Annotated in this window: 15 protein-coding genes and 2 pseudogenes; 5 read left to right on the forward strand and 12 right to left on the reverse strand. The window is 57.0% G+C overall.

All coding sequences use genetic code 11. From position 1 onward, the window contains the following. The first annotated feature begins 13 nt into the window (after positions 1-13). The 5 genes from rbfA to TU74_RS16400 all read left to right on the forward strand — a co-directional run bounded on the left by rbfA (position 14) and on the right by TU74_RS16400 (position 4,745). Entirely contained in the window at positions 14-415 is a 402-nt protein-coding gene (gene rbfA / locus TU74_RS16380) for a 30S ribosome-binding factor RbfA (protein WP_047277524.1), read from the forward strand. Between the two features lie 3 nt (positions 416-418). Next, entirely contained in the window at positions 419-1,336 is a 918-nt protein-coding gene (truB, locus tag TU74_RS16385) for a tRNA pseudouridine(55) synthase TruB (protein ID WP_048377103.1), read from the forward strand. A gap of 155 nt (positions 1,337-1,491) precedes the next feature. Further along, positions 1,492-1,761: a 30S ribosomal protein S15 gene (rpsO, locus tag TU74_RS16390; RefSeq protein WP_047277520.1), complete on the forward strand. Its 270-nt coding sequence runs from the start codon at positions 1,492-1,494 to the stop codon at positions 1,759-1,761. 225 nt (positions 1,762-1,986) lie between these two features. Next, positions 1,987-4,092, forward strand: coding sequence for a polyribonucleotide nucleotidyltransferase (gene pnp, locus TU74_RS16395; protein ID WP_047277518.1), 2,106 nt, complete (start codon positions 1,987-1,989; stop codon positions 4,090-4,092). 299 nt (positions 4,093-4,391) lie between these two features. Next, positions 4,392-4,745, forward strand: a complete 354-nt coding sequence (locus TU74_RS16400; protein WP_048377104.1) for a BON domain-containing protein — start codon at positions 4,392-4,394, stop codon at positions 4,743-4,745. A 244-nt stretch (positions 4,746-4,989) separates the two neighbouring features. Here the strand turns inward: TU74_RS16400 and TU74_RS16405 are convergent. From TU74_RS16405 to TU74_RS16460, 12 genes and pseudogenes are all read right to left on the reverse strand, one after another. After that, a pseudogene (locus tag TU74_RS16405) lies at positions 4,990-7,548 on the reverse strand (DUF748 domain-containing protein); the annotation flags it as partial. Positions 7,549-7,758: 210 nt separating this feature from the next. Further along, positions 7,759-9,087: an McrC family protein gene (locus tag TU74_RS16410; protein WP_048377105.1), complete on the reverse strand. Its 1,329-nt coding sequence runs from the start codon at positions 9,085-9,087 to the stop codon at positions 7,759-7,761. A gap of 12 nt (positions 9,088-9,099) precedes the next feature. Further along, positions 9,100-11,478, reverse strand: coding sequence for an McrB family protein (locus TU74_RS16415; RefSeq protein ID WP_048377106.1), 2,379 nt, complete (start codon positions 11,476-11,478; stop codon positions 9,100-9,102). 5 nt (positions 11,479-11,483) lie between these two features. Then, the gene (locus TU74_RS16420) at positions 11,484-12,185 is read right to left on the reverse strand and encodes a M48 family metallopeptidase (RefSeq protein WP_048377107.1); all 702 of its coding nucleotides are present in this window, start codon (positions 12,183-12,185) and stop codon (positions 11,484-11,486) included. Then, a complete protein-coding gene (locus tag TU74_RS16425) occupies positions 12,182-15,508 on the reverse strand; it encodes a type I restriction endonuclease subunit R (RefSeq protein WP_048377108.1) in 3,327 nt (1,108 codons plus the stop codon). The genes TU74_RS16420 and TU74_RS16425 overlap by 4 nt, the downstream gene beginning before the upstream one ends. A gap of 77 nt (positions 15,509-15,585) precedes the next feature. Then, positions 15,586-17,238 carry an ATP-binding protein gene (locus TU74_RS16430; RefSeq protein ID WP_048377109.1) on the reverse strand — a complete coding sequence of 551 codons (1,653 nt, stop codon included), beginning with the start codon at positions 17,236-17,238 and terminating at the stop codon, positions 15,586-15,588. Position 17,239: 1 nt separating this feature from the next. Continuing rightward, entirely contained in the window at positions 17,240-18,526 is a 1,287-nt protein-coding gene (locus TU74_RS16435; RefSeq protein WP_048377110.1) for a restriction endonuclease subunit S, read from the reverse strand. Next, positions 18,519-21,014, reverse strand: coding sequence for an HsdM family class I SAM-dependent methyltransferase (locus tag TU74_RS16440; RefSeq protein WP_048377111.1), 2,496 nt, complete (start codon positions 21,012-21,014; stop codon positions 18,519-18,521). Before TU74_RS16440 ends, TU74_RS16435 begins: the two co-directional genes overlap by 8 nt. 328 nt (positions 21,015-21,342) lie before the next feature. Beyond that, a pseudogene (locus TU74_RS16445) lies at positions 21,343-21,615 on the reverse strand (hypothetical protein); the annotation flags it as partial. Next, positions 21,612-22,592, reverse strand: coding sequence for an integrase domain-containing protein (locus tag TU74_RS16450; RefSeq protein ID WP_048377113.1), 981 nt, complete (start codon positions 22,590-22,592; stop codon positions 21,612-21,614). The pseudogene TU74_RS16445 and the gene TU74_RS16450, both read right to left, overlap by 4 nt. After that, positions 22,570-22,929 carry a hypothetical protein gene (locus tag TU74_RS24210; RefSeq protein WP_048377114.1) on the reverse strand — a complete coding sequence of 120 codons (360 nt, stop codon included), beginning with the start codon at positions 22,927-22,929 and terminating at the stop codon, positions 22,570-22,572. The genes TU74_RS16450 and TU74_RS24210 overlap by 23 nt, the downstream gene beginning before the upstream one ends. Continuing rightward, positions 22,913-24,280, reverse strand: coding sequence for a YfjI family protein (locus TU74_RS16460; protein ID WP_048377115.1), 1,368 nt, complete (start codon positions 24,278-24,280; stop codon positions 22,913-22,915). The genes TU74_RS24210 and TU74_RS16460 overlap by 17 nt, the downstream gene beginning before the upstream one ends. Positions 24,281-25,147: the final 867 nt, after the last annotated feature.

The following is a 25,147-nucleotide window of genomic DNA, read 5'->3' on the forward strand; positions in this document are numbered from 1 at the left end:
CAGGTAACAAGACATGGCAAAAGAATACAGCCGTACCCAACGTATCGGCGATCAGATGCAGCGAGAGCTGGCACAGCTGATCCGTCGTGAAGTCAAAGATCCGCGTGTGGGTCTGGTCACCATTACTGCTGTTGAAGTCAGCCGTGACGTGGGTCACGCCAAGATCTTCATCACCGTAATGGGGCAGGACAACGCTGAAGATATCGCTCAGACCATCAAGGTACTGAACTCGGCGGCTGGTTTCCTGCGTATGCAACTGGCGCGTGAAATGAAGCTGCGCAGTGTTCCTCAGCTGCACTTCCACTACGACGAAAGCGTCGTGCGTGGCGCGCACCTGTCTGCGTTGATCGAGCGTGCAGTGGCTGAAGACAATCAGCATCCCGATGCGACTGCTCCCGAAGACACCAAGGAGTAACCGGTGGCTCAGGTCAAGCGTATCCGTCGTAACGTCAGCGGCATTATCCTGCTGGACAAGCCATTGGGTTTTACGTCCAACGCGGCTTTGCAGAAAGTCCGCTGGCTGCTCAATGCCGAGAAGGCAGGGCACACCGGTAGCCTGGACCCATTGGCCAGCGGCGTACTGCCGCTGTGCTTTGGCGAAGCCACCAAGTTTTCGCAATACCTGCTCGATTCTGACAAGGGTTATGAAACCTTGATGCAGTTGGGCAAAACCACCACCACTGCCGATGCAGAAGGCGAGGTTTTAAAGACCCGTCCGGTGACCGTTGGTCGCGCCGATATTGAGGCGGTCTTGCCGAAGTTTCGCGGGCAAATCAGTCAGATACCGCCAATGTACTCGGCGCTCAAGCGTGATGGGCAACCGCTTTACAAGCTCGCCCGTGCAGGTGAGGTGGTGGAGCGCGAACCGCGTTCTGTTACTATTACCCGCCTCCAATTACTGGCCAGCGAAGGTGACACTGCCCGCTTGGCTGTGGATTGCACCAAAGGCACCTATATTCGTACCCTCGTGGAAGATATCGGTGAAGAGCTGGGTTGCGGAGCCTATGTTGCGCAACTACGCCGCACCCAGGCAGGCCCTTTCAGTTTGGCCCAGACGGTAACGCTGGATGAACTGGAAGCCGTGCATGCTGAAGGTGGCAATGAAGCTGTCGACCGCTTCCTGATGCCATCGGACAGCGGCTTGCTTGACTGGCCTTTGCTGCACTTCTCGGAGCACAGCGCGTTCTATTGGCTCAATGGCCAACCGGTTCGCGCTCCCGATGCGCCAAAGTTTGGCATGGTGCGGGTACAAGATCACAATGGTCGCTTCATCGGTATCGGTGAAGTGAGCGAAGACGGGCGCATTGCGCCGCGTCGACTGATTCGGTCGGAATGACCGGAGCCAGGCCAAGCCGGCTATTGCCTGTGAGGACTGGAACGAGGGTGGCTGTTATTAGGCACGGTCACATCTCACATTTAAATACGAGGATTTGTCCTCGGCCTATTGGATCTGTTTGCGTGCAGACAGACCCCTGAAGAAAGGAAAGCCACATGGCACTTACAGTTGAACACAAAGCAGAAATCGTAGCTGACTACCAGCGTGCTCCAGGTGATACAGGTTCTCCAGAAGTGCAAGTTGCACTGCTGACCTTCAACATCAACACGCTGCAGGGTCACTTCAAGGCCAACGGTAAAGATCACCACTCCCGTCGTGGTCTGATCCGCATGGTAAACCAGCGTCGCAAGCTGCTGGACTACCTGAAAGGCAAAGACATCAGCCGTTACGCTACGCTGATCGCTCGCCTGGGTCTGCGTCGCTAATAGCGATGTTGCTGGAGGCTGGTTGTCTGTCGTCCACCTGCGAGTTTCTCGCGGGTGGGCGGCGGGCTTCCAGCCTCAAGTTTTATCTGGACTCACCGGATGTTTACGAAAACTCACCCCGTCGGCCGTTTTCGTAAGCATCTTGATCGGGCTGACACCCGGCATTGCACCCGTATTTCGCAAGAAACCTGTTCCCCAAGAGCCACAAAGAGAAGGTAGGACACCGTGAACCCGGTTATCAAAAAATTTCAGTTCGGTCAGTCGACCGTTACCCTAGAGACTGGCCGTATCGCCCGTCAGGCCTCCGGCGCAGTATTGGTCACCGTTGACGACGACGTCAGCGTGTTGGTGACTGTCGTCGGCGCCAAACAAGCTGATCCAGGCAAGGGCTTCTTCCCTCTGTCGGTTCACTACCAAGAAAAAACCTACGCCGCCGGTAAAATCCCAGGTGGTTTCTTCAAGCGTGAAGGTCGCCCTTCCGAGAAAGAAACCCTGACCTCGCGCCTGATCGACCGTCCGATCCGTCCGCTGTTCCCGGAAGGCTTCATGAACGAAGTGCAGGTTGTCTGCACCGTTCTGTCCACCAGCAAGAAAACCGATCCTGATGTGGCGGCAATGATCGGTACTTCGGCTGCCCTGGCAATCTCCGGCATTCCTTTTGATGGTCCGATCGGTGCTGCCCGTGTTGCATTCCACGAAAGCACCGGTTACCTGCTGAACCCGACTTACGAACAACTCGCTGCGTCCAGCCTGGACATGGTGGTTGCCGGTACGTCGGAAGCCGTATTGATGGTTGAGTCGGAAGCCAAAGAGCTGACCGAAGACCAGATGCTGGGTGCCGTACTGTTCGCCCACGACGAATTCCAGGTTGTTATCCAGGCTGTTAAAGAGCTGGCTGCCGAAGCTGCCAAACCGACGTGGGACTGGGCTGCTGCTCCAGAAGCCACTGAACTGCTGGGCGCAATCCGTGCCGAGTTCGGCGAAGCGATCTCCCAGGCTTACACCATCACCGTCAAGCACGAGCGCTATGCACGTCTGGGCGAGTTGCGTGACCAGGTGGTTGCCAAGCTGTCAGGCGAAGAAGGCCAGCCTTCTGCGTCTGAAGTCAAAGCTGCTTTCGGTGAAATCGAATACCGCACCGTTCGCGAAAACATCGTAAACGGCAAACCGCGTATCGATGGTCGTGACACCAAGACAGTTCGCCCTTTGAACATCGAAGTGGGCGTCCTGCCGAAAACTCACGGTTCTGCACTGTTCACCCGTGGCGAGACCCAGGCGCTGGTTGTCGCGACATTGGGTACTGCCCGTGACGCACAGCTGCTGGACACGCTGGAAGGTGAAAAGAAAGACCCGTTCATGCTGCACTACAACTTCCCTCCGTTCTCGGTAGGCGAGTGTGGTCGCATGGGTGGTGCCGGCCGTCGCGAAATCGGTCACGGCCGCCTGGCGCGTCGTTCCGTTCAGGCCATGCTGCCTGCTGCTGACGTGTTCCCGTACACCATTCGTGTCGTATCGGAAATCACCGAATCCAACGGCTCCAGCTCCATGGCATCGGTGTGCGGTGCTTCCCTGGCACTGATGGACGCCGGTGTACCGATGAAGGCACCGGTTGCCGGTATCGCCATGGGTCTGGTTAAAGAAGGCGAGAAGTTCGCTGTACTGACCGACATCCTGGGTGACGAAGACCACCTGGGCGACATGGACTTCAAAGTAGCCGGTACCTCCAAAGGTGTGACCGCGCTGCAGATGGACATCAAGATCAAAGGCATCACCGAAGAAATCATGGAGATCGCCCTGGGCCAAGCCCTGGACGCTCGCCTGAACATCTTGGGTCAGATGAACCAGATCATTGGTCAGTCGCGTAACGAACTGTCTGCCAATGCGCCGACCATGATCGCGATGAAAATCGACACCGACAAAATCCGTGATGTTATCGGTAAAGGTGGCGCAACCATCCGCGCAATCTGTGAAGAAACCAAAGCGTCGATCGACATCGAAGACGACGGTTCGATCAAGATCTTCGGCGAGACCAAGGAAGCGGCAGAAGCGGCGCGTCAGCGCGTTCTGGGCATCACCGCTGAAGCTGAGATCGGCAAGATCTACATCGGCAAGGTTGAGCGCATCGTCGACTTCGGCGCATTCGTGAACATCCTGCCGGGCAAAGACGGCCTGGTTCACATCTCCATGCTGAGCGATGCTCGCGTAGAGAAAGTGACTGACATCTTGAAAGAAGGTCAGGAAGTGGAAGTGCTGGTACTGGACGTGGACAACCGCGGCCGTATCAAGCTGTCCATCAAGGACGTTGCTGCCGCCAAGGCTTCGGAAGCTTAATCGCGACCTGAGCGTGTGATGAAAAAGGATCCTTCGGGATCCTTTTTTTATGGGCGGTGATAACGACAGGGGATCTTTTTGCAGGTGGGCTAAAGGCCATGATCAAAAAGCCGCATCTTGCATGCAGTCACTGCGAGCGTTCATGCATTCTGCACGAAGCTGAAAAATAGACATGCTACTAAGTGCTTGATATAAAAGGATTTTATTTTTTCAAAAAGTTGGCACAGCGCCTGCAATAGTACTGATAACCCTGCAGCCGCACGCCGGCGCAGATCTTAAAGAAGACAGGAGTTACTCGTATGATGAAGTTCGCTATCGCTGCTGCAACTGCCACCGCTCTGACCCTGACCATGGCTAACGCAGCATTTGCTGCTCAATCCACTGCTCAGGCGCCTATGGTCGTCGCTGCTGGCGAAATGGATCAAGCCAAAGAAGCCACTTCTGATACCTGGATCACCACCAAAGTTAAATCAGACCTGCTGACTGAAAAAGGTATTCCAGGCACTGACATCAAAGTTGAGACCAACAAAGGTGTTGTTTCTTTGTCCTCCACCGTTGCAGTCACTGACGCGCAAAAAGAAATGGCAGTTAACATCGCCAAGAAAATCAAAGGCGTAAAAGCTGTTTCGGCTGATGGCCTGAAAGCTCAGTAAGTTTACTTTTCTCGTAGAACCGGGGGAAAGCCGGAGCAGATGATCTAACCGATCATCTGCAGCTTTCAAAATTGGTTCATGCGACGGCCACATGGATGTGGTCATTACAGCCCTCGACGCTTGCGTCGGGGGCTGTTCTATTTGGGGGAGATAAAAGCATCGATCGGGTTTGCTGACCCATCAAGTGCAACGGGCAAGCCACATACAGACCTGCCTCGCGCTGACTTTGATGTGTGAACAGCGATCATTCACTGTCCAGATGCAAGGGAGAGATCACGCGACCGTCGCTTTGTGCCTCACCCAGCGTGGCGTCCACAAAGTAGACGCGCTCATCGGCCAGTTGGCCTTTGTCCACCAGGAAATCCTTGATGCGGCTGGCGCGCTCCTGCCCCAACTGACGTAACAGCACCTCACTTTTGCTCCAGAAGTCGATCAACGCGTCGCTCATTTTTTGCGCGCGCTCATCACGACTCAATTTCGCCCACTCGGCCGGCGGCTGCTGCTTGAGTCGGGTGCGATAGATGCCTTCGAGTAACGGGCCTTTCTCGTCATCAGGGACTTTAAGCAGTGACGCTTGCGCCGGCACTTTCTCGCCGCGGCGTTGCAGGATTTTGTAGTAGTTGTACTGGAATTCACGCTCCAGGCGTTCCTTGGCAATGAACGGACCATCACTGCTTTGCGCGGCAGTGCCTTCAATTTCCAGGCGCAGCGCAGGGCGTTCCTTGAGCGCTGCAGCCAGGGTTGTCAGGGCTTTCTGGGCCTCAGGGCTCAGCTCACTGGAGCCAGGCGCGAAGGACACGGTACCGAGGTCCTCGGCACCCCCACCGCTGATCAGCCCGCCAATGAACTTGAAGGGCGCTTGTGCTGCCCGCAGCACGAGATTGCGCAAGGTTTGCCACACAATTGGCATCACGCTGAACTGCGGGTTATTGAGGTCCCCCGTTACCGGAAGCTCGATGGAAATCTTGCCGTCGGTGTCCTTGAGCAATGCGATGGCCAGTTTAATGGGCAAATCCACGGCATCAGGGCTGTCGACCTTTTCCCCCAGTTGCAATTGTTCAACCACCAGTTTGTTCTCGGCCTTGAGCTGACCTTTGGTGATCAAATAGTGCAAATCCAGGTTCAGGCGACCCTTGCGGATCCGATACCCCGCGAATTTGCCGGAGTAGGGCGTCAGTGTGGTCAGTTCTACGCGTTTGAAGCTGGTGGCGATGTCCAGGCTCGCCATCGGATCGAAAGGATTGACGCTGCCTTTGATGGTGACAGGCGCGTAGCGGTCCACTTTACCGGCGATGTTGACGCTGGCCGGTTTGGCCTGTCGGCTATCAATGGTGCCAATCTGGCCGTTTAGCTGTTGAATCGCTGTCGCAAAGTTGGGGGTCAGGCTGAAGTCGGCAAAGTTAGCCGAACCGTCATTGATTGCGATGCCACCCACGTGAATGCCCAAAGGCTTGTCTTTGCCGGCCGCTGGTTTGGCGTCGGTTTTACTGGCGCTGCCAGCGGGTTGCGCAATCAACAGGTCATCAATGTTGGTGGTGCGATCATCGTTGATCATGAAGCGTACATACGGCTGTGCAACGTTGACCTTGACGATGGACAGGCTGTCACCGTGTTGATAATTCAGCTTCTCCAGCCCCAGACGCTGCCACTTCAGGAAGTCGCGATCTTTCATGGTGTCGAGGGTGTGTAACTGAGCTATCTGTACGTTGCCCTGGACCGTGAAGGCCAGCGGGTCGATACGTTTAAGGTCAACGACGAGATCGCTGTCCAGCATGCCGCTGCGCAGCTCCAGACGGATAAACGGGTCGATGTAAGCCTGCGCCACCCGCAAGTCGATGTCTTGGGTGGTGACATTTAATGTGGCGCTGACCGGGTTCAGGTTCACGTCGCCGCTGGCGGTGAGCTTGCCTTGTTTACCGATGCCGGTATCCAGCTTGAGGCTGAAGGGTGACTGGTTCAGGCTGTCGAAGTTCTTCACGTTCAGATTCAACGGGCCTACTTCAAGCGCAACGGGTGTTTTGGGCACTTTGTCAGCCAGATGAACGCGGTAATCGCGCAGCTCCACGTCTTTGAGCAGCACTTGCCAAGGTTTGCTCGGTGCGACCGGTCCGGGTTTGGGGGCTTCAACTGTCACCGGGTCATTGGCTGTTGGCTTTGCCCGGCCAGCGGGCTGGCTGGCAAACAGTTTTTGCCAATCCAACTGTCCGTCTGCTTCGCGGGTAGCCCAGGTTTCAAGGTTCTTGCTGTTGATCTTGCCGACCACGACGTGTTGCTTGGCGAGATCGACCGTGGTGTCGCTGACATCAAGGCGCTCAAGGCGCGCCAGCGGACGGCCATCGGGCGCATTGAGCTTGAAGGGCGCGATGCTGGCCGAGGCATTGCTCAGGACCATCTCGGTTTCTTTAGCCAGGTTCAATGTGTAGTCGGTACTGAAATTGAGGACGCCGTCTTCCAGGACCAGCGGCAAGGCATCCCGAACATAAGGCCACCATACTTTCATTTTGCCATCAGTCACTTTAAGCGTGCCCTCGGACGCGATTGGCACAATGCTCAAGGTGCCGGTCCAGTCGATCCGGCCGCCTTCAGGGCCTGCTGCGACCAGGGTCATGTCAGCGTTGTCGTCAGGAAGCGTGCTGAGGTTTTTCAGCTCCACATTCATCGAGTCATACAAAAACTCGATTGGCTCGCTAGGCCGTACGTCAGCAAAGTGCAGATAGCCGTCCGCCAGCTTGATGCGATCGATGCGCAGCGGGAAAGGTTTGCTGTCAGGGGTGGCAGGTGTTGGTTCGTGGCGGGTAAGTTGAATTCATTACTTAGGCATTTGATCTAAATGACTAATTTGGGTTTGTAAAATTTTCTGGAATACCAGTTGGAATACAGGCAGAGCTGAATTGAGCAACATGCCTCATTGCCGTCCTGTAGGCATGGCCGACAAGAACATCTGTTTATCCGAACTGGCCAAGCTAACGAGGCCATCTCTCGCGGGTTTGCCAAACCCAGCTCAGCCCGCTACTTAAGTAACCCGCTCAAACAAGTCTTTGAACACCATTTTGAACGGCGCATCGCTAGGGACCAACAGCTGGCGTGACTTCAAGCAAAAAGGCAGTACCCATAGCCGCAGCCCACCTGTCTTGGGGAACTCGAATACTGGTAGCGGTCGATCAAATGCCCCAGTCTTAGGGTAAATCAGCACCACATCTCCCGACCCATTCAGATAGCTTTGCCCATAGGCCTGCAACTGATAGAAGTCACCCTGTGCGAGGCCGTATTTATTCGTCCCATTTGCCTTGAGACCATCGAGCAGTTTCCACTTTGTATCGAGAACCAGCACATCTTTCTTGGCATCCTTGATCAACAGGTCTGGTTTTAGACAAAACCAATTCTGTTCTTGATGGCGAACCAAGTGATGGCTGCGTGCTTGGGTTTTCAGGTGAAGCGGCCTCGCCAGTTGCTTCGCTATATGCTTGGAGACGAACGCTTCGAACACTGCCTCCATTGGGAACAGCAGCGACGGAGCGTGATTGCCTCCGCGGCCTGTCATGGGTGATTGCTGTTCTAGAATCAACTTTGACCAAGCGAGTGCTTCTTCGTAGTAACCCATGCCCCGCTCAAGGCGTACCCGCTGGAAGTCCATATTAGGGTCTGCTGAAATCGGGACCTCTGCGAAGACAAATCTCAGTTCTCGAGCCAGTTGCTGATGTGTCTGAGATGCCGTCAGTTGCAGGATTCGTTGCAATGCGGTGTGTAATAAACGGTTTTCCGGACGATTAATCGAGAACTCGTCGTGCTCTGTAAAGAACCGGTCCGCCCTGCAAAGGTTTTGCCGCAGATGGGATGCCATCATCAGTTTGCCGCGAAGGGCAAACAGGTTGCTTTGCTGAGTGGTATAGGTGCTGCGCAGGCCTTGTTTGACGATATGCCCGACGGTGCGTAGGAACTCGGCAATAAAAACTTCCAGTAAGGGCATTCGTGCCGCGGCGAGGTTGGCGGTGTCAGTTTGGAGGTGGCGAAACTCTTGAAGGCAGCAGAGCATTTCGATCAACAGCTGACGAGCCTTCGAGGCGCCCGCACCTATTACTTTTCCGACTTTCGGCAGTACCTCGATTTGGTAACCGTCTGGTGCACGTATCACTCCAACAAAACTAGTGACCTGAACGGCTCGATGCCCGCGCCGTTGAGTCAGGCGCAGCCACGCTGGCTTACTGTTGTTGGAGGCCCGCAGGCACTGGCGTTCTAGCCATGCGTAGACCGTATCCGGGACAATGTGCAGCCCCTCGGACAACGAGCCAGTCGAAGTCGCTGCCATCAACACGTCAAATTCGTAAATCGATATTCCGCTCACGTGCCTCCGCCTTCAGGTCGACAGCGTCTTGTAGATGCCAATGTAGGCATCCGGATTAGAGAGCGCAGCCTTCTGCAGAGCGTAGTGGCGCTTAGTGGAATAGCTGTCCATGCCATGATCGCTGCCGAACAGGCGAGCCAGATCATCCTCCTGATCTTCACCCTCAACGATAAAGCGTGCGGCTTGGGATTTCTGATTGTCTGCTAAGACAAGGCGGATCTTTTGCCAGTCTTCGAAAAAGTACTCTTCGAGCAGGGGCAGAATACGTGTGCTGAACACCTGTTGCAGGGCTACAAATCGCTCGTCTCCATCAGGCACTAGCGCTAATGCTGTGAAGTACGCATGGCCGATGCAATGGTCGCGGTCGTAGAGCATCTCGATGCGCTGGTTTATTGCATCAAGCATACGAGGCACATCCATTACTTGCTCCCCCAGACTGACTCGGAGGTTTGCAAGCGGCGCGCCTGGCTCGTCGCGAGCGTCCGGCATTAACGGCACAAACTCGAATCGGCGACGTAACGCGGTGTCCAGCAACGAAAGGGATCGGTCTGCCGTGTTCATAGTGCCGACAATGTCGACATTGGCTGGTACCGAAAAACTCTCTCCGGAATACGGTAACGTCACCGAGATGGCGTTTTTAGCACCTTCGCGTTTATCAGGTTCGATCAAAGTGATCAGCTCGCCAAAGATCTTGCTGATGTTTCCCCGGTTGATCTCGTCGATCACCATCGCGAACTGCTGATCTGGCGCCATACGTGCTTTGCGGCACAAGTCCTTGAAGACACCAGCGCGGATCTCGTATTGGACTTCACCGGATTCCGCATCGCCTTCGAGAACCGGACGCAGACCTTCCACGAACTCCTCGTACCCGTAAGATTGATGGAAGGTGACGAAACTGTAACGCTTGATGTATTCGGCTGAGGGAGGACCGGCATTGTACTCGTCTACCAGCCGCTTCAGATTGGCAGCTGCGTCCGCCCAGTCTCCAGTTAGTATCCATGATGAGTCCGATAGCTTATCGAAGACAGCCGGTGCCATTCGCTTGCTCATCTTGATGGTTTCGGAGGACTCGATAGCATGGTATTGGAGAGCACCCCAAACGGTGTTTCGCACACTCTTGTTCGTGCTTTTGGCGGCGGCAATCGATTTCATGAATGGGTGATCAAGCAAGACATCGACACTTGCTTTCCCGCCCAAGTGGTACAGAGTTGCTGCGATTGCCTCCCACCAGGTAAGGCTCGCAATCCTTTCGCTCACAAACTGATTTTGCCATTCTTCCTTGGATACCGAGGTCGTGACTTGCTCATACTCTCGCTTCATTAGCTTCGACAATTCGTATGTCTTGCCTGTGCCAGGTGGGCCGTAGTAGATACGATTGAGAGGAAGCCTTATCGCATCAGAATCAGCAATGTCGTCTTCGCCAGTCTCATCGTTGTCTTCCACCGGATCGTCCCTCAGTTGATCCGGCCATAGTCCAGGTCGTTCGGCTTCAAGTAATAGCCAGTCGTTGGGTAAATCATGCTTGTCGGCAAGGGATGCTTCAACCTTCGTGAGCAGTTCATTAGTTAGCGGCTCACGGTGGAGGATGGGGAGGGCGCCCACCTCACGCTTCCAGGAGAGCTTCCGCACTCGCGTGCCCCGCACAATGCCAAGTACGCCAATCGCCCGTTCGCTTCCGGGGTTCTTGCGGCCAAATCGCACCTGAATATCTTTGCTCGAGTGCCACCAGTCCAAGCCGGCCATATGTACAGCACGCGCCAATCGACAGAACTCCGCTTTGTCCTCTGGAGTCCATGAGGCGCGGAAGGTCTGAAACGCTGGCTTGCTGTCGAAGTGCTTGAGCAGGTCTTCGTCGTCCAGTGACTTACTCAGATTCATTTTGGCTACTAACTCTTCGTAATGCAGCTTGAAGTTGCGGATGGCTTCAGCGCTCCATTCGGTGAGCTGGTCCAGCGATTTTTCCAAACCATCGCCTGCGGGCATTGTTGTTACAAAGGGAGCGTTGTAATAGTCACCTCGCAGGGCTAAGTAGGTTTTGCGCGTTTTACTAGACTCGCCCAGCCCGACGGTATCGATCTTGACCACAAAGCCGTCGTCGGCATCGATCCCTACGGTAATGGCCAGTTCCTTAGGCGCTTCCGGTGAGGGGTAAATTTTCGCCCAGTTGTAGCCAGAGAAATGATTACCCTGGTTGGTAGGCCGCTTGCGAATTTCGACGCGCCCTACTGGAAACAGCGTGGTCTTGAGTTTGTTAGCCCATGCCTGTGTGACTGCATAGGCCTTTTTCAGATCATCGTAAGCTTGGTTTTGCTCGGGGTTGGACTCGTCACGCTTGTGTCCTGCCCACTTGTTCAACAACTCGAAGTGGTTGCTCGTGAAATAGTCCGTCATGGTACTCAGATTCCTTCAACATCAATTCCATGTTCTGCCAACCATGTCTTGCGCTGTGCATAGTCAGGCATGACGCGTTCCAGGCGGAGCCAAAATTCTGGGGTGTGATGTGGCTCTTGCAGGTGCACCATCTCATGCACCACCACGTACTCCGCAATGGGCTTGGGCAGTAGGATTGTTTTCCAATGAAAATAGAGCTGTGCGCCCTTACCGCATGAGCCCCAGCGATAGCCCAGATCCTGCACACGCACACCGCTGGGGGTCAGGTCCATTCGCGCTTGGTGGTTCTCGACTCGTAAGGCGAGCCAGCTGCGGGCATGTTCGCTATACCAACGGATGAAATGTTCGCGGGCTCTTGGCAGTTCGCTACGCAGCAGGCGGAAGCGACCAGCAGAAAGTTTTAATGGCCCATCCTGCTCATCAACCAGTTTGAGGCGATAACTTCGTCCCAAATACAGAAACCCCTCTCCGTCGACGTATTCCTTGGCGGGGATTGAGCGCTGCAGGCGTTCCTTTTCGGCAAGACGCGAGTAAATCCAGAAGCTTTTTTCCGCTACGAATTGCCGCAGCGCTTGCTCCTCAACCTCTGGCGGAGCAGACAGGATAAGTGCGCCGTCACGCTCGACAGTGATCTGTAGCGTCTTGCGCCGCGCGCTGCGGCGTAGCGTCAGTTGCAGATCGTTTACGATGAGGGTTTGATTGCTCACAGCTGCATCAACCGTTCATGGCTGGCTCTCGCTTGATCCATCAGGCGGTCAGATAGCACCCCCGCCGTATCGCTATCCACCAAGGGCGGACGCAGTCGCATCAGGTAATCAAATAGCTGCCCGGCGAGCTCCTCCTGTGCTGCTCGCTTGCGCGGGCTCCAGATATCGCGGTGGCTTTGGAGTTCGCCCACCAACAGATCGACCAGTTCCACTGTCACATCCTTCAAACGCAGCAGCTCGGCGGGCTGCGGATTGGCGTCGGCACACACCACATCCAGCAGGGTGCGCAGGAAGGGTGCATAGTGTTCGGGCAAATCCAGGGGGCTGTAGCCATCGCTCATTTGACCGCTGCGCAGCTCGTTGATGATCTTCTGCATCTGTTCAACCAACTGATCCCACTGCTCGCCCAGCGACTTGAGCAGCTCGTTCAGGCGTTCGGACAGCTTGCGATAGAGCACTGGATCTTCATCAGTATGCTTGCGCACATGCGAGCGAATGGCGTGCTCCATCTCTGAGGCCTTGGCGCGGTCGTTGACGCTTCGCGACAACTGCTTCTCGAAGTCTGCATCGGTGAGCTGGATCGGCGGAATCTTCGGGTCGATGCCCAGCGAAATAACGTGATCGTCGATCAGTTTGCGCACCTTGGCGCCGACATCCTTGCCCAGTTGCGGCAGGTCCTTGTAACGCCCGCGCGCACGTGCATGGATATAGGCCAGGCGCTTCGCATCCTTGACGAAGGGCAGGCCCTCGGGGCGTGGCAGCACGGTGTCCAATGAGTTTAGGAATGCTTTGAGTTTTACCGCAAATTCGGCGCGCACCTTTTCCGACTCCAGTGCGGCAATGCAGGTTTCGGCATCTTCCAGCGACTCGATGCTCTGGCGACGCAGCACATCCACCACGCGAAGATGACGATCGCGCAGCACCGGCACCTCGTCCTTAATGCTACTCAGCGCACCTTCGATATCCTCGTCGGCATAGGCTGCCAGGGCTTCGCGCAGGTGGTTGGCGACCCCGTAGTAGTCGACCACGATGCCACAGCGCTTGCCGAAACCAGTACGGTTGACCCGCGCAATGGCTTGCAGCAGCTCGGCTTCCTTGATTGGCCGGTCAAGGTACATCACCCCTTCGATGGGGGCGTCAAAGCCGGTGAGCAACATAGACTTAACGATCAGGAACGCCAACGGATCGGTCTTGCCCGGCTGCTCATGATTCAGCGGCTTCTTGAAGCGCTGGATCAACTGCTCGTGCTTGCTGCCATCCGTCCAGGTTTTCCACTCGGCCGGATCGTTATTTGAGCCGGAAATAATCGGTGCGAATTCCAGGCTGCGTAGCCTGTCGCGATAGCGCCACGCCTGCACGCGCGCCTGCAGCTTGGGTGGCCGCTGGCACAGTGCTTCATCGTCGAGGTCCTTGTCGGCTGCTGGCAACGCTTCGGCCTCGGCCAACAACTGATCGCGGGCGGCCTGCAGTGCGTGGAAATAGCGGATTGCCGCAATCCGGCTATAGGCTACCACCTGCGCCTTGTAGCCATTGGGCAGGATATTGGTGACGTAATGTCTGAGGATGTCGCGCGCCTTATCTGCAATCAGCGCGGGGGCATCAAAGATATGGCCTTTGGTGGCGTATTTTTTCTTGATCAGCTCCAGCTCGTCCTGACTGTGCTCGCGGAACAAATCCTCGAACAGTTCATCCAGACTCGCTCCATCTTTTAATGCGCCCTGGGCAGTGCGTCCTTCGTAAAGCACCGGCACTGTAGCGCCATCTGCCTCGGCTTCCTTGATGGTGTATTTGTCGATGAACGCGCCGAAAATTTCGTGGGTGCGTTTCTTATCGCCCATGATGATCGGTGTACCGGTAAAGCCGATGCGCACGCAGTTGGGCAGGCCCGCCAGCAGGTTTGCCTGCAGATCGCCGGCCTGGGTGCGGTGCGCCTCATCGATCAATACCAGAATGCTCTCGTCGTGGTTGAGCACCTCGAATGGTTTGCTTACCAGGTAGGGCGCGCGCTTTTCTGCGGCTTTGAGGGGTGCAGTAGCTTGCGTAGGGATCGACGCCTCCCCATCTTCTTCCTGTTCGGGATTGCGATACTTCTGGATGGTGGCGAATACCAAGCCGGGGCCCTGGCGACGTGCCAAGGCTTTAACACCCTGGATATTGGAGGCCACCTCCGGCAGTTCACCGCTCAGCGTGGCGGTGGCGGAGAGCTGGTTTTGCAGGTCTTTACGGTCAGTGACCACGATGATTTTGAAGCGGCGCAGTTGTGTATCCGTGCGCATCTTGCGCACCAGAAATACCATGGTCAGGCTCTTGCCTGAGCCTTGAGTGTGCCAAACGATGCCGCCGCGCTGGTCGCTCTCGCCATGCTCAAGACGTGTCTGCCCGCGTTTCATGCGGATCACCGTGCGGTTCACCGCGCGGTACTGCTGGTAGCGGCAGACCGTCTTGATGGTCTGCCCGCCAACCTGCATGAACAGCATGAAATGCCGGATCAGATCGAGCAGGTGGGCCGGCGTCAGCATGCCTGCCACCAGGCGCTCCTGCTCGGACAGTTTGGCTTTGCCTAGCTGCTCGGCTACTGACTGCTCGCTGCCGCTACCTTCCGGGCCAACCACGGTTTTCCATTGGGAGAAATGCCCGAAGCCGGCCCCAATGCAGCCCACCCGTGCTTCGTCGTAGCTACTGGCGACCAATAGCTGCACACTGGCGAACAGAGTCTCGTTGCCCTCGTTTTCCTCGACCTCGAAGGCTGCCTTGCGCTGGTTGCTGTAGCGGCGCAATTGATCGACAGCTTCGGCCAGCGGTTCTGGAATGGAGGGGCTCTTGCACTCCACCACTACCAGCGGGATGCCGTTCACCAGCAACACCAGATCGGGGACGATAAATTTCTTGCCGCTGTTGTACCCCGGTGGGCAATCCACCCGGAACTGGTTGACCACGCTGAAGTGGTTATTGGCCGGGTTGGCCCAGTCGATGTACTGGATGGTCTGACCGCGCCCGCCTTCCCAGCCCTGAAGGCCATCGACCGTGATGCCTTTGAGCAGCAGCTCAGTGACTGTCTGGTTGGCTTCCATCAGCTTGCCGGCGCCCACGCGGGTAATGGCCGCCAGTGCTTCGGCAATGCGCTGCTCATCCAGCCAGGGCTGACCGTCGCGCAGGTTGATGGTACGCAAGCGCTCGGCCAGTGCAGCTCGCTGAATCACTTCACTGAAACTGCTGCGACCAGTGATGGCCGGGTCGTCGAGGCTGCCCTCGATATGCTTCCAGTTCAGCCCCTGTAACTGAGCCACAAAGGGTTTTTCGACGTCATCCAATTCCCAGCCCACGGTTACTCCTTTAATCCAGTTCAGGCGTGTATGGGCTCATACAGGCTCATAGCGGCTCATAGCGGCTCATAGAGTTTTTAGCCGAGCTTATAGACCGACCAGCGTCGTTCACCTTGCTGTATCAGTGTGCCCTTGTCTTTCATGCGCTTGAGCAGTTTTGCCGCTTGATCAGGCGAAAGCCGACAAAGATCCATTACTTCAGCGCGCTGAATCTGCCCATGCTGCTGCACGTAGTTCAACACCATCTGCTCATGTTGAATGGGTGTGAAGCCTGCCTGGCGGGTATAACCGGCCTTGTCGCCCACGGCCTGGTACAGACTGGCTGACAGAGTGTAGCTGCGCCCTCGGGTAGATCCGTGGGCCTCGACCAAGCCGGCTTCGGTCAGGGCTTCCAGGGTGCGTTTGGCACTGGCGGTGTCGCGCTGGATCTGTACGGCCAGTTCGTCGGCCGTGACGCGCTTGGTCTCACGCAGGGCGGCCAGGGCGATCAGGCTGTCGATGGGCAGCTCGGCGTTGGTGGCGCGCTCGTGCTCGACCACTAGGCGGCGGAAGTCAAGGTCGGCCTCTGCGGTGGGTAAGCGCAGCACCACGCTCTGGGCGGTGGTGTAACTGTAGTCCGGGGCCGGCCGGCCGAATTTGAGCATGCCGCGGAAAATCTTGTCCACGCCTCGGCCGGAGCGTTCGACTACGCCGACGCGCTTCATGGCGTCGGCCAGGGCCGGGTTGCGCGGGCGCGGTTCGGTCACCAGCAGGTTGGCCAGGGTCACGCCATCGACCAGGCCACCGGGGTTGCTAACCACCAGAGCATCGTCCTCCAGGCGCACATGCACCGCGCCTCTGCCGTGGTAATCGCGATGCACCAAGGCATTGGCTACGGCTTCACGGAAGGCGCCGAGGTCAACCTTGGGCACTGGCACGCGGAACAGGCCTACCTGCAGTTCTTCCTCTGGGTTGTAGGGACGGAAGTTGGTTTCCAGCCAGTCCAGTGCCTTGAGCAATGGGAAGCGGCGAAATTCATTGAAGCGCACTGCCTGCTGGGCCAGCACCTGGAAAGCGAACTCGTGGGTGGGCACCAGTTGGCGCAGGGAGGTTTCCCTACCGATCAGTAGCAGGCCGGTGAGGGTTGGCACACGCGAGCCATCGGACTGGCGCGCAGTGAGCAGCAGCGCGCCGTCGAGGGCTTCGTCGTCCAGTTCCAGCAGCACGCGGTCGCCGCCGTATTGCTGCACCGCCTGGCGCAGGCGCTCACGCTCCAGTGGGTCGAGGTCGGCCAAGGTGGCATCGGCCACCGGCTGGGCGGAGACATCGAGCAGGCCAAAGCTGCTTGCGCGGCTGCTGCGCTCATGGGGCAGCATGGCTATGCATTCGGGCGTGCCGTCGTGCTTCAAGCGGCGGCGTAGATAGACGCCGCTGGTGGTGGCCACTTCGCTCTGGGCTTTGGGCACATGGATGTGCGCTACGGTCACGCCATCCAGGTCGATCGCCTCGGCCTGTACGTTCAGCGAAGGCGAGGTGCGCGCTGCGACCATGCCGGCCAGGCCCTCCAGCAGGTGATGCTCCGCATGCAGGCCGGTGGGTGTGCCATCGTCCTCGACGCCTAGCCATAGCTCGCCGCCTTCGGCATTGGCCAGGCAGACCAGCGCTTCGATTAGTTCGCGGTCGGGGAGCTTGATGCGGTCGCTTTTGAACTCGACGGTAAGGGATTCGCGAGGTGGCAGGCGCTGTGGCATATCAGGCTTCCGTTTGTGCTGCAGCTTGTTGCATAGATTCCAGCAGCGGGTTGACTCGGACGCGGCCGGATAGCAGGTCGTCCATCAGGCCGATCTTTTGCTGGCGCAACTTTTCCCGTGCCTTCTGCTCGACTGCCATTTTCTTATCGAAGGTCGACAGGCGTTGGGTAATAAGCAACTGTTCAGCGACTGATGGGCAAGAAATGCCAAATGCTTTCAGCTGCGTCGAATTGATTGAGGCCAGGTTGGTTGTCTGTTTCGATGCTTGGACAAAGTAGCTCTTTCCACGCACAGAGCTGGAGTAGGCTGCCAAAAATGCAGGCAATAGCTTTGAGTCATCACAGCGCACGCGGAAAACATGATTCTGGTGCAGGCAGGGTTCTATCTGCCCCTCCCATACGGCCCCCCGACCCAACTTGTCGAAGTCTCCACCCTCGTTCATCAGCACATCACCTACTTTCAGAGCAAAGCGGTTCAGCTCTGACGGCAGGATCGAGACAGTCTTTATTTCTCCCAGGGCAAGGTAGCCATCTTGGACATTAGCCACTCGCAGATATGGAAGCTCAATCGCGACAGGGCTGTTTAAGGTGCGGCCAAGGGTTATACCGCTTGCGATATCTGCACAACAACCCAGCGGGACCACCTCCCATTGCCTCGGAATCCACCCCAACTTTGACTCCTTGTAGAGTTGCGGCGCTTCGCTCTGTGGTGGGCGCAGGTGGCCGTTGGCGTCAATGCCGCGGGTCAGCAGGTCGTGCAGCAGACCCTGTTTGAGGGCCTTGAGCTTATCAATCAGCGCTTCGGTTTCGCGGATGGCGGTGTCGAGAGTGTCGAGGATTTGGGCGATCTTCCTCTGTTCACTCTCGATGCGCGGTATTTCAACAAAAAACTCTCGAAGCTCTCCGCGCTTGATGTGTTTCATCGTACTGCCATGTGTCCGCTTGCCCATTTCAGCAACAGACGCTTGCAGCACATGAAACAGGAATGAGCGATCAATCCCTTCAGCAGGCCCAACTTTAAAGAGATGTTGGTTCAGCCATGCTGAGCCACCAGCCCAACGCACGACTGCGAGTGTTCCGCTCCAAGAAAAGATCAGATCACCGTCATCAATTCGGTAGCTGTCCGGTAACAGGCCGGGAAAGCGATCAACAATGCCTTGGCTACCGGTAATTTGAGCTATTCGGATGATTGGCAGACCGTGCTCGGACCAATGCAAATCATTGAATGCGAAACCGTTCTCGTAGCTTCCAAGTGAGGCTAGGCTGCGTTGCTGCCACTGATCAGACATATCCCAGTCCTTTAAAGAATCCCTGCAATGCCCTCGCCGCCTTGTCGCGCTTGTGCTCGATCTCATTCAACGTCACCCGATACTTGTCCCACCAGTTCTCGAAGGCGGCGACTATCTGCTTGCGCTGGGCGGCGATATAGCGCTCGACGATGGCCTGCATATCGTTGTGCAGGATGGTCAGCAGCAGTTCGGCGGCTTGCTGCTCGTCCAGCCCGTCGACGGCCTGATTCAGGTGGCTGGCGAAGTTCTCCTGCCGGGTTTTGAGCTGTTTCTTCACCTTGGTCAACTCGGCTTTCCAGGCCTTGAGCTGGGCTTCGTCGACGGTGTTTTCTTCGTCATCGGTATCCGTCGAGCTGTCGGCCTCGTCAGCCTCTTCCCCCTTGGGTGGGGATGCGGCCTTGAGCTGACTATCCAGTTCGGTCTTTTTTGCTTCCAGCTCGGCCAACGCGGCAACAAAATCACCGAGCAGGAATTTCACCAGCTTGTGCTCCAGCGGGCTTTGCTTGCTGGCCTTGTCTTCCAGAGCGGTGATGATGCTGATGCGCCAAGCGTCGATTACGCCCCGGCAACCGCGGGCCATCAAGCCAAGGAAGTCATATTTGCTCTGGTACCAAAAGCCCGCGACGATGCCCCTGACTTGGAAAGGGTCGAGCAGGCCGATGCCTTCCAGCGTCTGGCTAAAACTGTCCAGTAGCTCGCCGCGCAATTCGACCAGGGCAGCGCTGTTATCCAGCTTCCCAGCCAGGGCGGTGATCCGCGGGCTGTGTACGTGCCACCAGGTTTCGAAGGCATCACGCAGGGCGGCTTCCTTCGCCTGTAGGCCGGGGTTGCTTTCGATGGCTGGCTTGAGGTCGACGCGGCAGGTCAGCTCGCCGCGAAAGTCGAAATACTGCGCATCGCGTGCGATGAATAGGTCATGAGGGTCGAGGCCGTGGGCGGCGAACAGCGGCGTTTTCGCTTCGACTTCGGTCTTGGGCACACCACCCAGCAGATGAGCACGCACATCATGTGGCTCGGGTGGTGGTGCGTTATCCACGTAACGGCGGATATTCAGGTTGTAGTCGTTGTCGCGCAATGTGGCGATATCCACCACGTCGCTAAGGCCGTCGATCCGGCGAAATTCGTCGAAGGCAGTGGTGATTTTCTCAATGTGCTCGGGCAGCAAGTAGTTCTGCGCACGGCCCTCGAAGTACTCGCGGTCGGCGTTGATAAACAGCACCTTGCCCTGGCGCTCGGCAGGCTTGGCGCTGACACGGTTGGCGCCTTCCTGCTTTTGTTGGCGCAGGATCAGGATGCAGGCGGGAATACCGGTGCCATAGAACAGGTTGGCCGGCAGGCCGATCACGGCTTCGAGCAGGTCGTTTTCGATAATGCCAGCGCGAATGCCGCGTTCCTCTCCGCCCCGGAACAGCACGCCATGGGGCAGTACGGTGGCGATCATGCCTTCGTCACGGGTGACGGCAAGCATGTGCTGCAGGAACATCAAGTCGGCCTTTTTCGAGCCCAGTGGCACCTCGCCGAAGCGGAAGCGCTGCTCGCGGAATGTCGGGTTCCAGGCCAGGCTGCCATCCGGGCTTTTCTCGGTATGGCCCCAGTTGATGGAGAACGGCGGGTTGGTGAGGATGCGGTCGAAGCGGCGCAGTTCGCCGCCCTCGATATGCCGAGGGTCGGCTAGGGTATCTTCGTTCTCCAGCCAGGCGTTGCTGATGCCGTGCAGCAGCATGTTCATCTGCGCGATGGACCAGACGGTGCCGTTGAATTCCTGGCCGAACAGGTTGGCCTTGCGGCCGTCCTCACCGTGCTCGTCGATATATTCCTTGGCAGCAATCAACATGCCGCCCGAGCCGCAGCAGGGGTCGTAGACATCGTGAGCCAGAGTCGGCTTGAGCAGATGAACCATCAGACGCACAACAGAGCGTGGTGTATAGAACTCACCGCCTTTCTTGCCGGCCGAGTCAGCGAACTCGGCGATCAGGTATTCGTAGGCTGCCCCAAGCAGATCGGGGAATTCGAAGTCACTATTGCGCAGACGCACCTCACCGAAGTGGGTAATGAGTTGGCGCAGCTTCTGATCGGGAATCTTGCTCTGGCCGACCTTGCGAGTGAAGTCAATGTGCTCCAGCACTCCTTCCAGGGATACGTTATTTTCCTCAATGCCGCCCAGCGCCTTGTTAAGCAAGTTGCCAACATTGATGTGCGCTTCGTTGAGCAAATAGTGGAAGCGTGAATGGCTGGGCACCCAGAAATTACCATCGCGCTTGTACCAGCGCGGATTTTCCGCCGAGACAAAGGCCTCGGCCTTGCTCCTGCCGGCGTTTATTTCATCGGAAACGACCTGCTCATACCGCTCCTCGAATACGTCGGAGCAGCGCTTGAGGAACAGCATGCCAAAAATGTATTCCTTGAACTCCGAGGCGTCCATCTTGCCGCGAAGAATATCGGCAGCCTTGAACAGATGGCGTTCCAGTTGTTGCAGCGTGAGGGGCATTGCGGAATCTCTTGTGGGCACCCAGGGAGCGGATGCCGGTCCCCATGGTATTAAATGCCGGGGATTGTATCTCAATCCGAGCTCGGCACTGAGCAGTCTCGGTTACACGGGCCAGGTTGGGCGTCTAGCGCTAGTTGTACTGACTTTTTCATGTCGGTGATTCGCGCTGATGCTCATTGCAGCGCGTTGAGCATTGAGCTGTTCCCCAAAAATGACCCACTTGCTGTATCTCTCAGTCGCGTACGGCTTGCAGGGGTACTTGCTCCACCGCGCTTTTACGATCACCTGAGCAAACCACTGTCAGCAAGTTGCGACACACGGCAGGGGCGATCACCAAGTCTCGGTCCTTCCCTAATCGCTTCCAGACCAATGAAGCCGTGAGTAGGTAATAATACCGGGTGGCGTCTGAATGATCTTTCAGATACTCAGTGAGAAACCAGCGCACATGCTTAAGCTGCCAAGTCCAAGGATTATCACGCTGCCAGCGCTCTTGAATGGCCACTTGCATGAATCGAGCTTGCCGTAGGTGACGTTGCTGCGTGACCTTTGAACCAGTCATTACGCCGCTCAGGAACAGCTCCATATTGAAGGGTTTGGTCACGCTCGACCTCCAATGTAGGCCGAAATGACATCGATCCGGTTATGCCCAAGCTCAAGACTGATTTGCCGTCGCGCCTTTTGGTCCAGAGCGTGGTCGATGAGATAGCATCGGCCACCGTTGACGGGGGCCGCGTGGCCAGTGAGTTGTGCGTAACGCTCGCACGCATAAGCGGCTCGCAATTCATGAACCCCCTTCAGTCCCAGCTTCTGAAGCAATTCACGGGCTGGCCTCACCGTCTGTTGCTGGAACTTGGCGTAGCTTTCATCTTGGGCCAGCAAATTGCGGCTGTGGGGTGGCGAAGCGTGATGAGCCATCTGCAAGGCTGCCTTAACCTCGTTATTTGCGATGATCCAGCGCGGAGCTGAAGCGCCAGCCCGGCCGCCTTTGGTCCCATCCTGAATATTGATGCGGCCTAAGTGTTTAGCCTCACGTTGCAAGCGTGGCAGGTCAGCCAAGATCGTTTCGCGCAAGCGCATGCCGGTTGCGCGGGCCAAGCAGATAATCGCAGCGACGCGGTGGTGGTGCTGTTCGCGAAGCGCTTCAATCACTCGACTCAGTTGTTGGTGCTCTTGGCCATCCGGTGCGCGGATGCGTACGCTTGATCGCGGCATGCCGAGTGCCTTACTCGGGCTGGCGATTTTCACGTACTGGTCGCCGCGTAGTGCTGCGAGGGTACGGTTTACGCTACTCAGGCGGTTCTGCGCGGTGGCGATGCAGATTTCACCTTGTTGAATTTGCTGACGCAGGTGTGTGGCGTAGCTGTGCAAGGTACTGCGATCTATCTGGCGGGCGTCGTTGTAACCGGGGCCATCCGCTGACCGACACCACTTCACGAAAGCCTGCCAGCGATCACTGTGTGCTTTGACCGTAGCGAAGTGGCCGCCGGCAAACATATCTTTCAGCGCTTGTGGGCCGGCATAGCTGAGCTGACGGCCGTAGCCAAAGTTGCGGCCATCACGCCGGCCGACCAATGCCATCGGCTTCACCGTTTTCCGTGTCTTGCAGAAAGCGCAGCACTGCTTTCCAGTGGGCGCTGATCTTGTTCACTTGTTGCCAATGTGTGGGACGAATAATCAGGGCGTTTTGCTGATGCCGCAACATTGCTCCCTCTTCGCGCAGTTGGTGGATCAGTTGGCCGATCTCGACAGGCCCTAAGGCGGGGATGGCGACAACGGCGACAGTGGCGACAACCCTTTTAGTTGCTGGTCTGAAGCATGGCGACAAGGCGGCGACGGAAGTGGCGACACTCCGCAACGCAGGCCGAGTCTGATGCTGCGCCTGATAACGGCGCACCGCATCATTGAGGCGGAACATGGCGCACCTCGAAGGTCTTTCCGTCATGAGAGTCCAGCCAGCTATGTGAGATCAATTCGACCAGTAGCGTAATGGTGTGACGGCTGCTTTTGCGGGCAAAACGGGGGCCGTTGCGGTTGAGGTCGCGGACGGTAAATTGGGTCCAGCCTTTTTGTGTCAGCCAGCGCAGCAGTCGATCCGCCTCCTCGCGTAAAGTGTTGATGGGCTCTTGCTCCGTCAGGCGCTGGATTTCGGCCAGGTAGTAATCCATAAGCGTCGAGGCACGCTGTATATGGGGTTTGTCCACTGCATGCGCGTCTTCAATCACCGCCAATACCCCGGCGATACGCAGTACGTTGGCGGCTGCTTTACCCGCGACGGATTGAATGCCGGACAGCTCGCCAAATTCACCAGATTGGCATTCGATGGTGTCGTGAATATCGATCCAGGCAGCGCGCGCGCTGGGTGTCAGTTCCAGCCTGTCAGGGTTAAGTGAATCATCCTTGTGCAACGACATCGGCTTATCCAGCAGAGCGATGATGCGTGCTTGGTAACGCAGGATTTTGGCATCTCGCGTTAGGTCGACTGCCTTGTACAAGCGCCGCCCCACAAGGCGTTCGGGCCAACTAATAAGGCAACGGCCAAGGATGCCTTGGCCATTGATCATCTGGTCTGTGAGTAGCTGGTTGGCCAGGTAAGGTTGCAGCATCAGATGCAGACTGAGGCGACGATCATAAGCTCGCAGGCTTTCGCCAGGCATGGAGCGCGCCCGGTCGATGGGGCTGCCATCCCAGAGCGCTGACAGGGTGGTGATGGCCTTGAGTTGGTTCTCTTTGCTCATAGTGCTGCTGCCTAAAAACTGTCCGCCCTCATCGTTGAATAACCCCATGCTGGGCAAGCCCTGGCATAGGTTTTTGATCAGCGCCTCAATGGTGGGCTCGGCGATGATCAACCTGGGCGGGACGGGGTCGGATAACTCACGAGCTTCGTGCTTTCCTCGAATGGCGGCGCGATTGGCTTTCAGTTGCTCCAAATACAAAGTCCACTGCCTCCGCTCCCACTCACGTGCAGATGCTAGCGCCAGATGATCCACTGCGCTTTTACGATCACCCGACGATGCCACCGTCAGCATGTACAGGGACAACGGATAAACACGGCCATCGAGATGCACATTGGCATGCGACTGGGTCACCAGGGCGGCAGTGGCCAACACCGATTGCGCCGCCATGGCACAGGGCACGCCGATCACCTCGGCCATACGTTCGACGGCTGGCCCTAAGATTTGTCCCAACGCTTCGACTGGATACACCAGCGGCTCGGGCCGGTATTCCAGAAGCGGCTGTGGCAGGTCGAACACTTCGCACAATTGCATCGTCATTCTCCTGGTGCTTCGAATTTCCCCCTCACTCTCCCCGCCACGGTTGTTGAGTGTTATCAGGGATCAAGGCCCCTGCAGCCTGTGAGGGTTGTCCACTTACGCGGGACGGGCGGCTCTTTACGACCGGGAGCTTGGGCATCTCATGATCTGGCCTCCTGAACACTTCGACTGAAGTGGGCGGGTGGAGGCTGCGTTGGCTGACGAGACCAGCGCCGCGAAATCCTGAGTCTGTTGCAGGCAGTGATGCGATGACCGGGGCGTGCCTGACTGTCAGTCAGGTGCAGTCCATTCCGTGGGATGCGGCACCATCATCTGCATTGCTGCTGCGGGTGACATCGGGGTTTGTCACGCCGATTGTCACAGGGACAAACGCTGCAATGTGTTGCCCGGCAAGGGCTGCGGCAGTGGTTTCGGCGCCCGTCTCTTTCCTGGAGAAAGAGACGGGCGCGGGCTGCCGCATTTGCACTGTGGATAAGTTGGCTTCGATCACGTTGGGCGTGACTGCGCGCCTAATTGGAAGCGAGCGCGCATGGCTGGGACCACCACTGTTGGGCGTAGCCTTAAAGATCCCTGGCTACCTGGGCAATGCTGTCGATGACAGCGCTTTACGGCTCTGGTGTAGCGCGTGCTCGGAGGGTGGTCAACCGTGTATGGGGTGGGGTTTTTAGGCGATGGATGTGTATGGAAGACGGTGGCTTTGAATGGACAGTGGGCCGTTCGTCGGTTTTTAAAGTGAGCCCCTGAGGACGGGAAGGCAAAGCCTTCCTGCCCTCAGGGGCTGGGCCTTAAAAGCTTGTGGGCGATGCAGATGGTGGCGACGGTCGCCGCTTTGTCGCCATGCGCAGGACCGCTAAATAAGTG

Origin of the sequence: Pseudomonas lundensis (assembly GCF_001042985.1) — a bacterium.
GTDB classification, from domain to species: domain Bacteria; phylum Pseudomonadota; class Gammaproteobacteria; order Pseudomonadales; family Pseudomonadaceae; genus Aquipseudomonas; species Aquipseudomonas lundensis.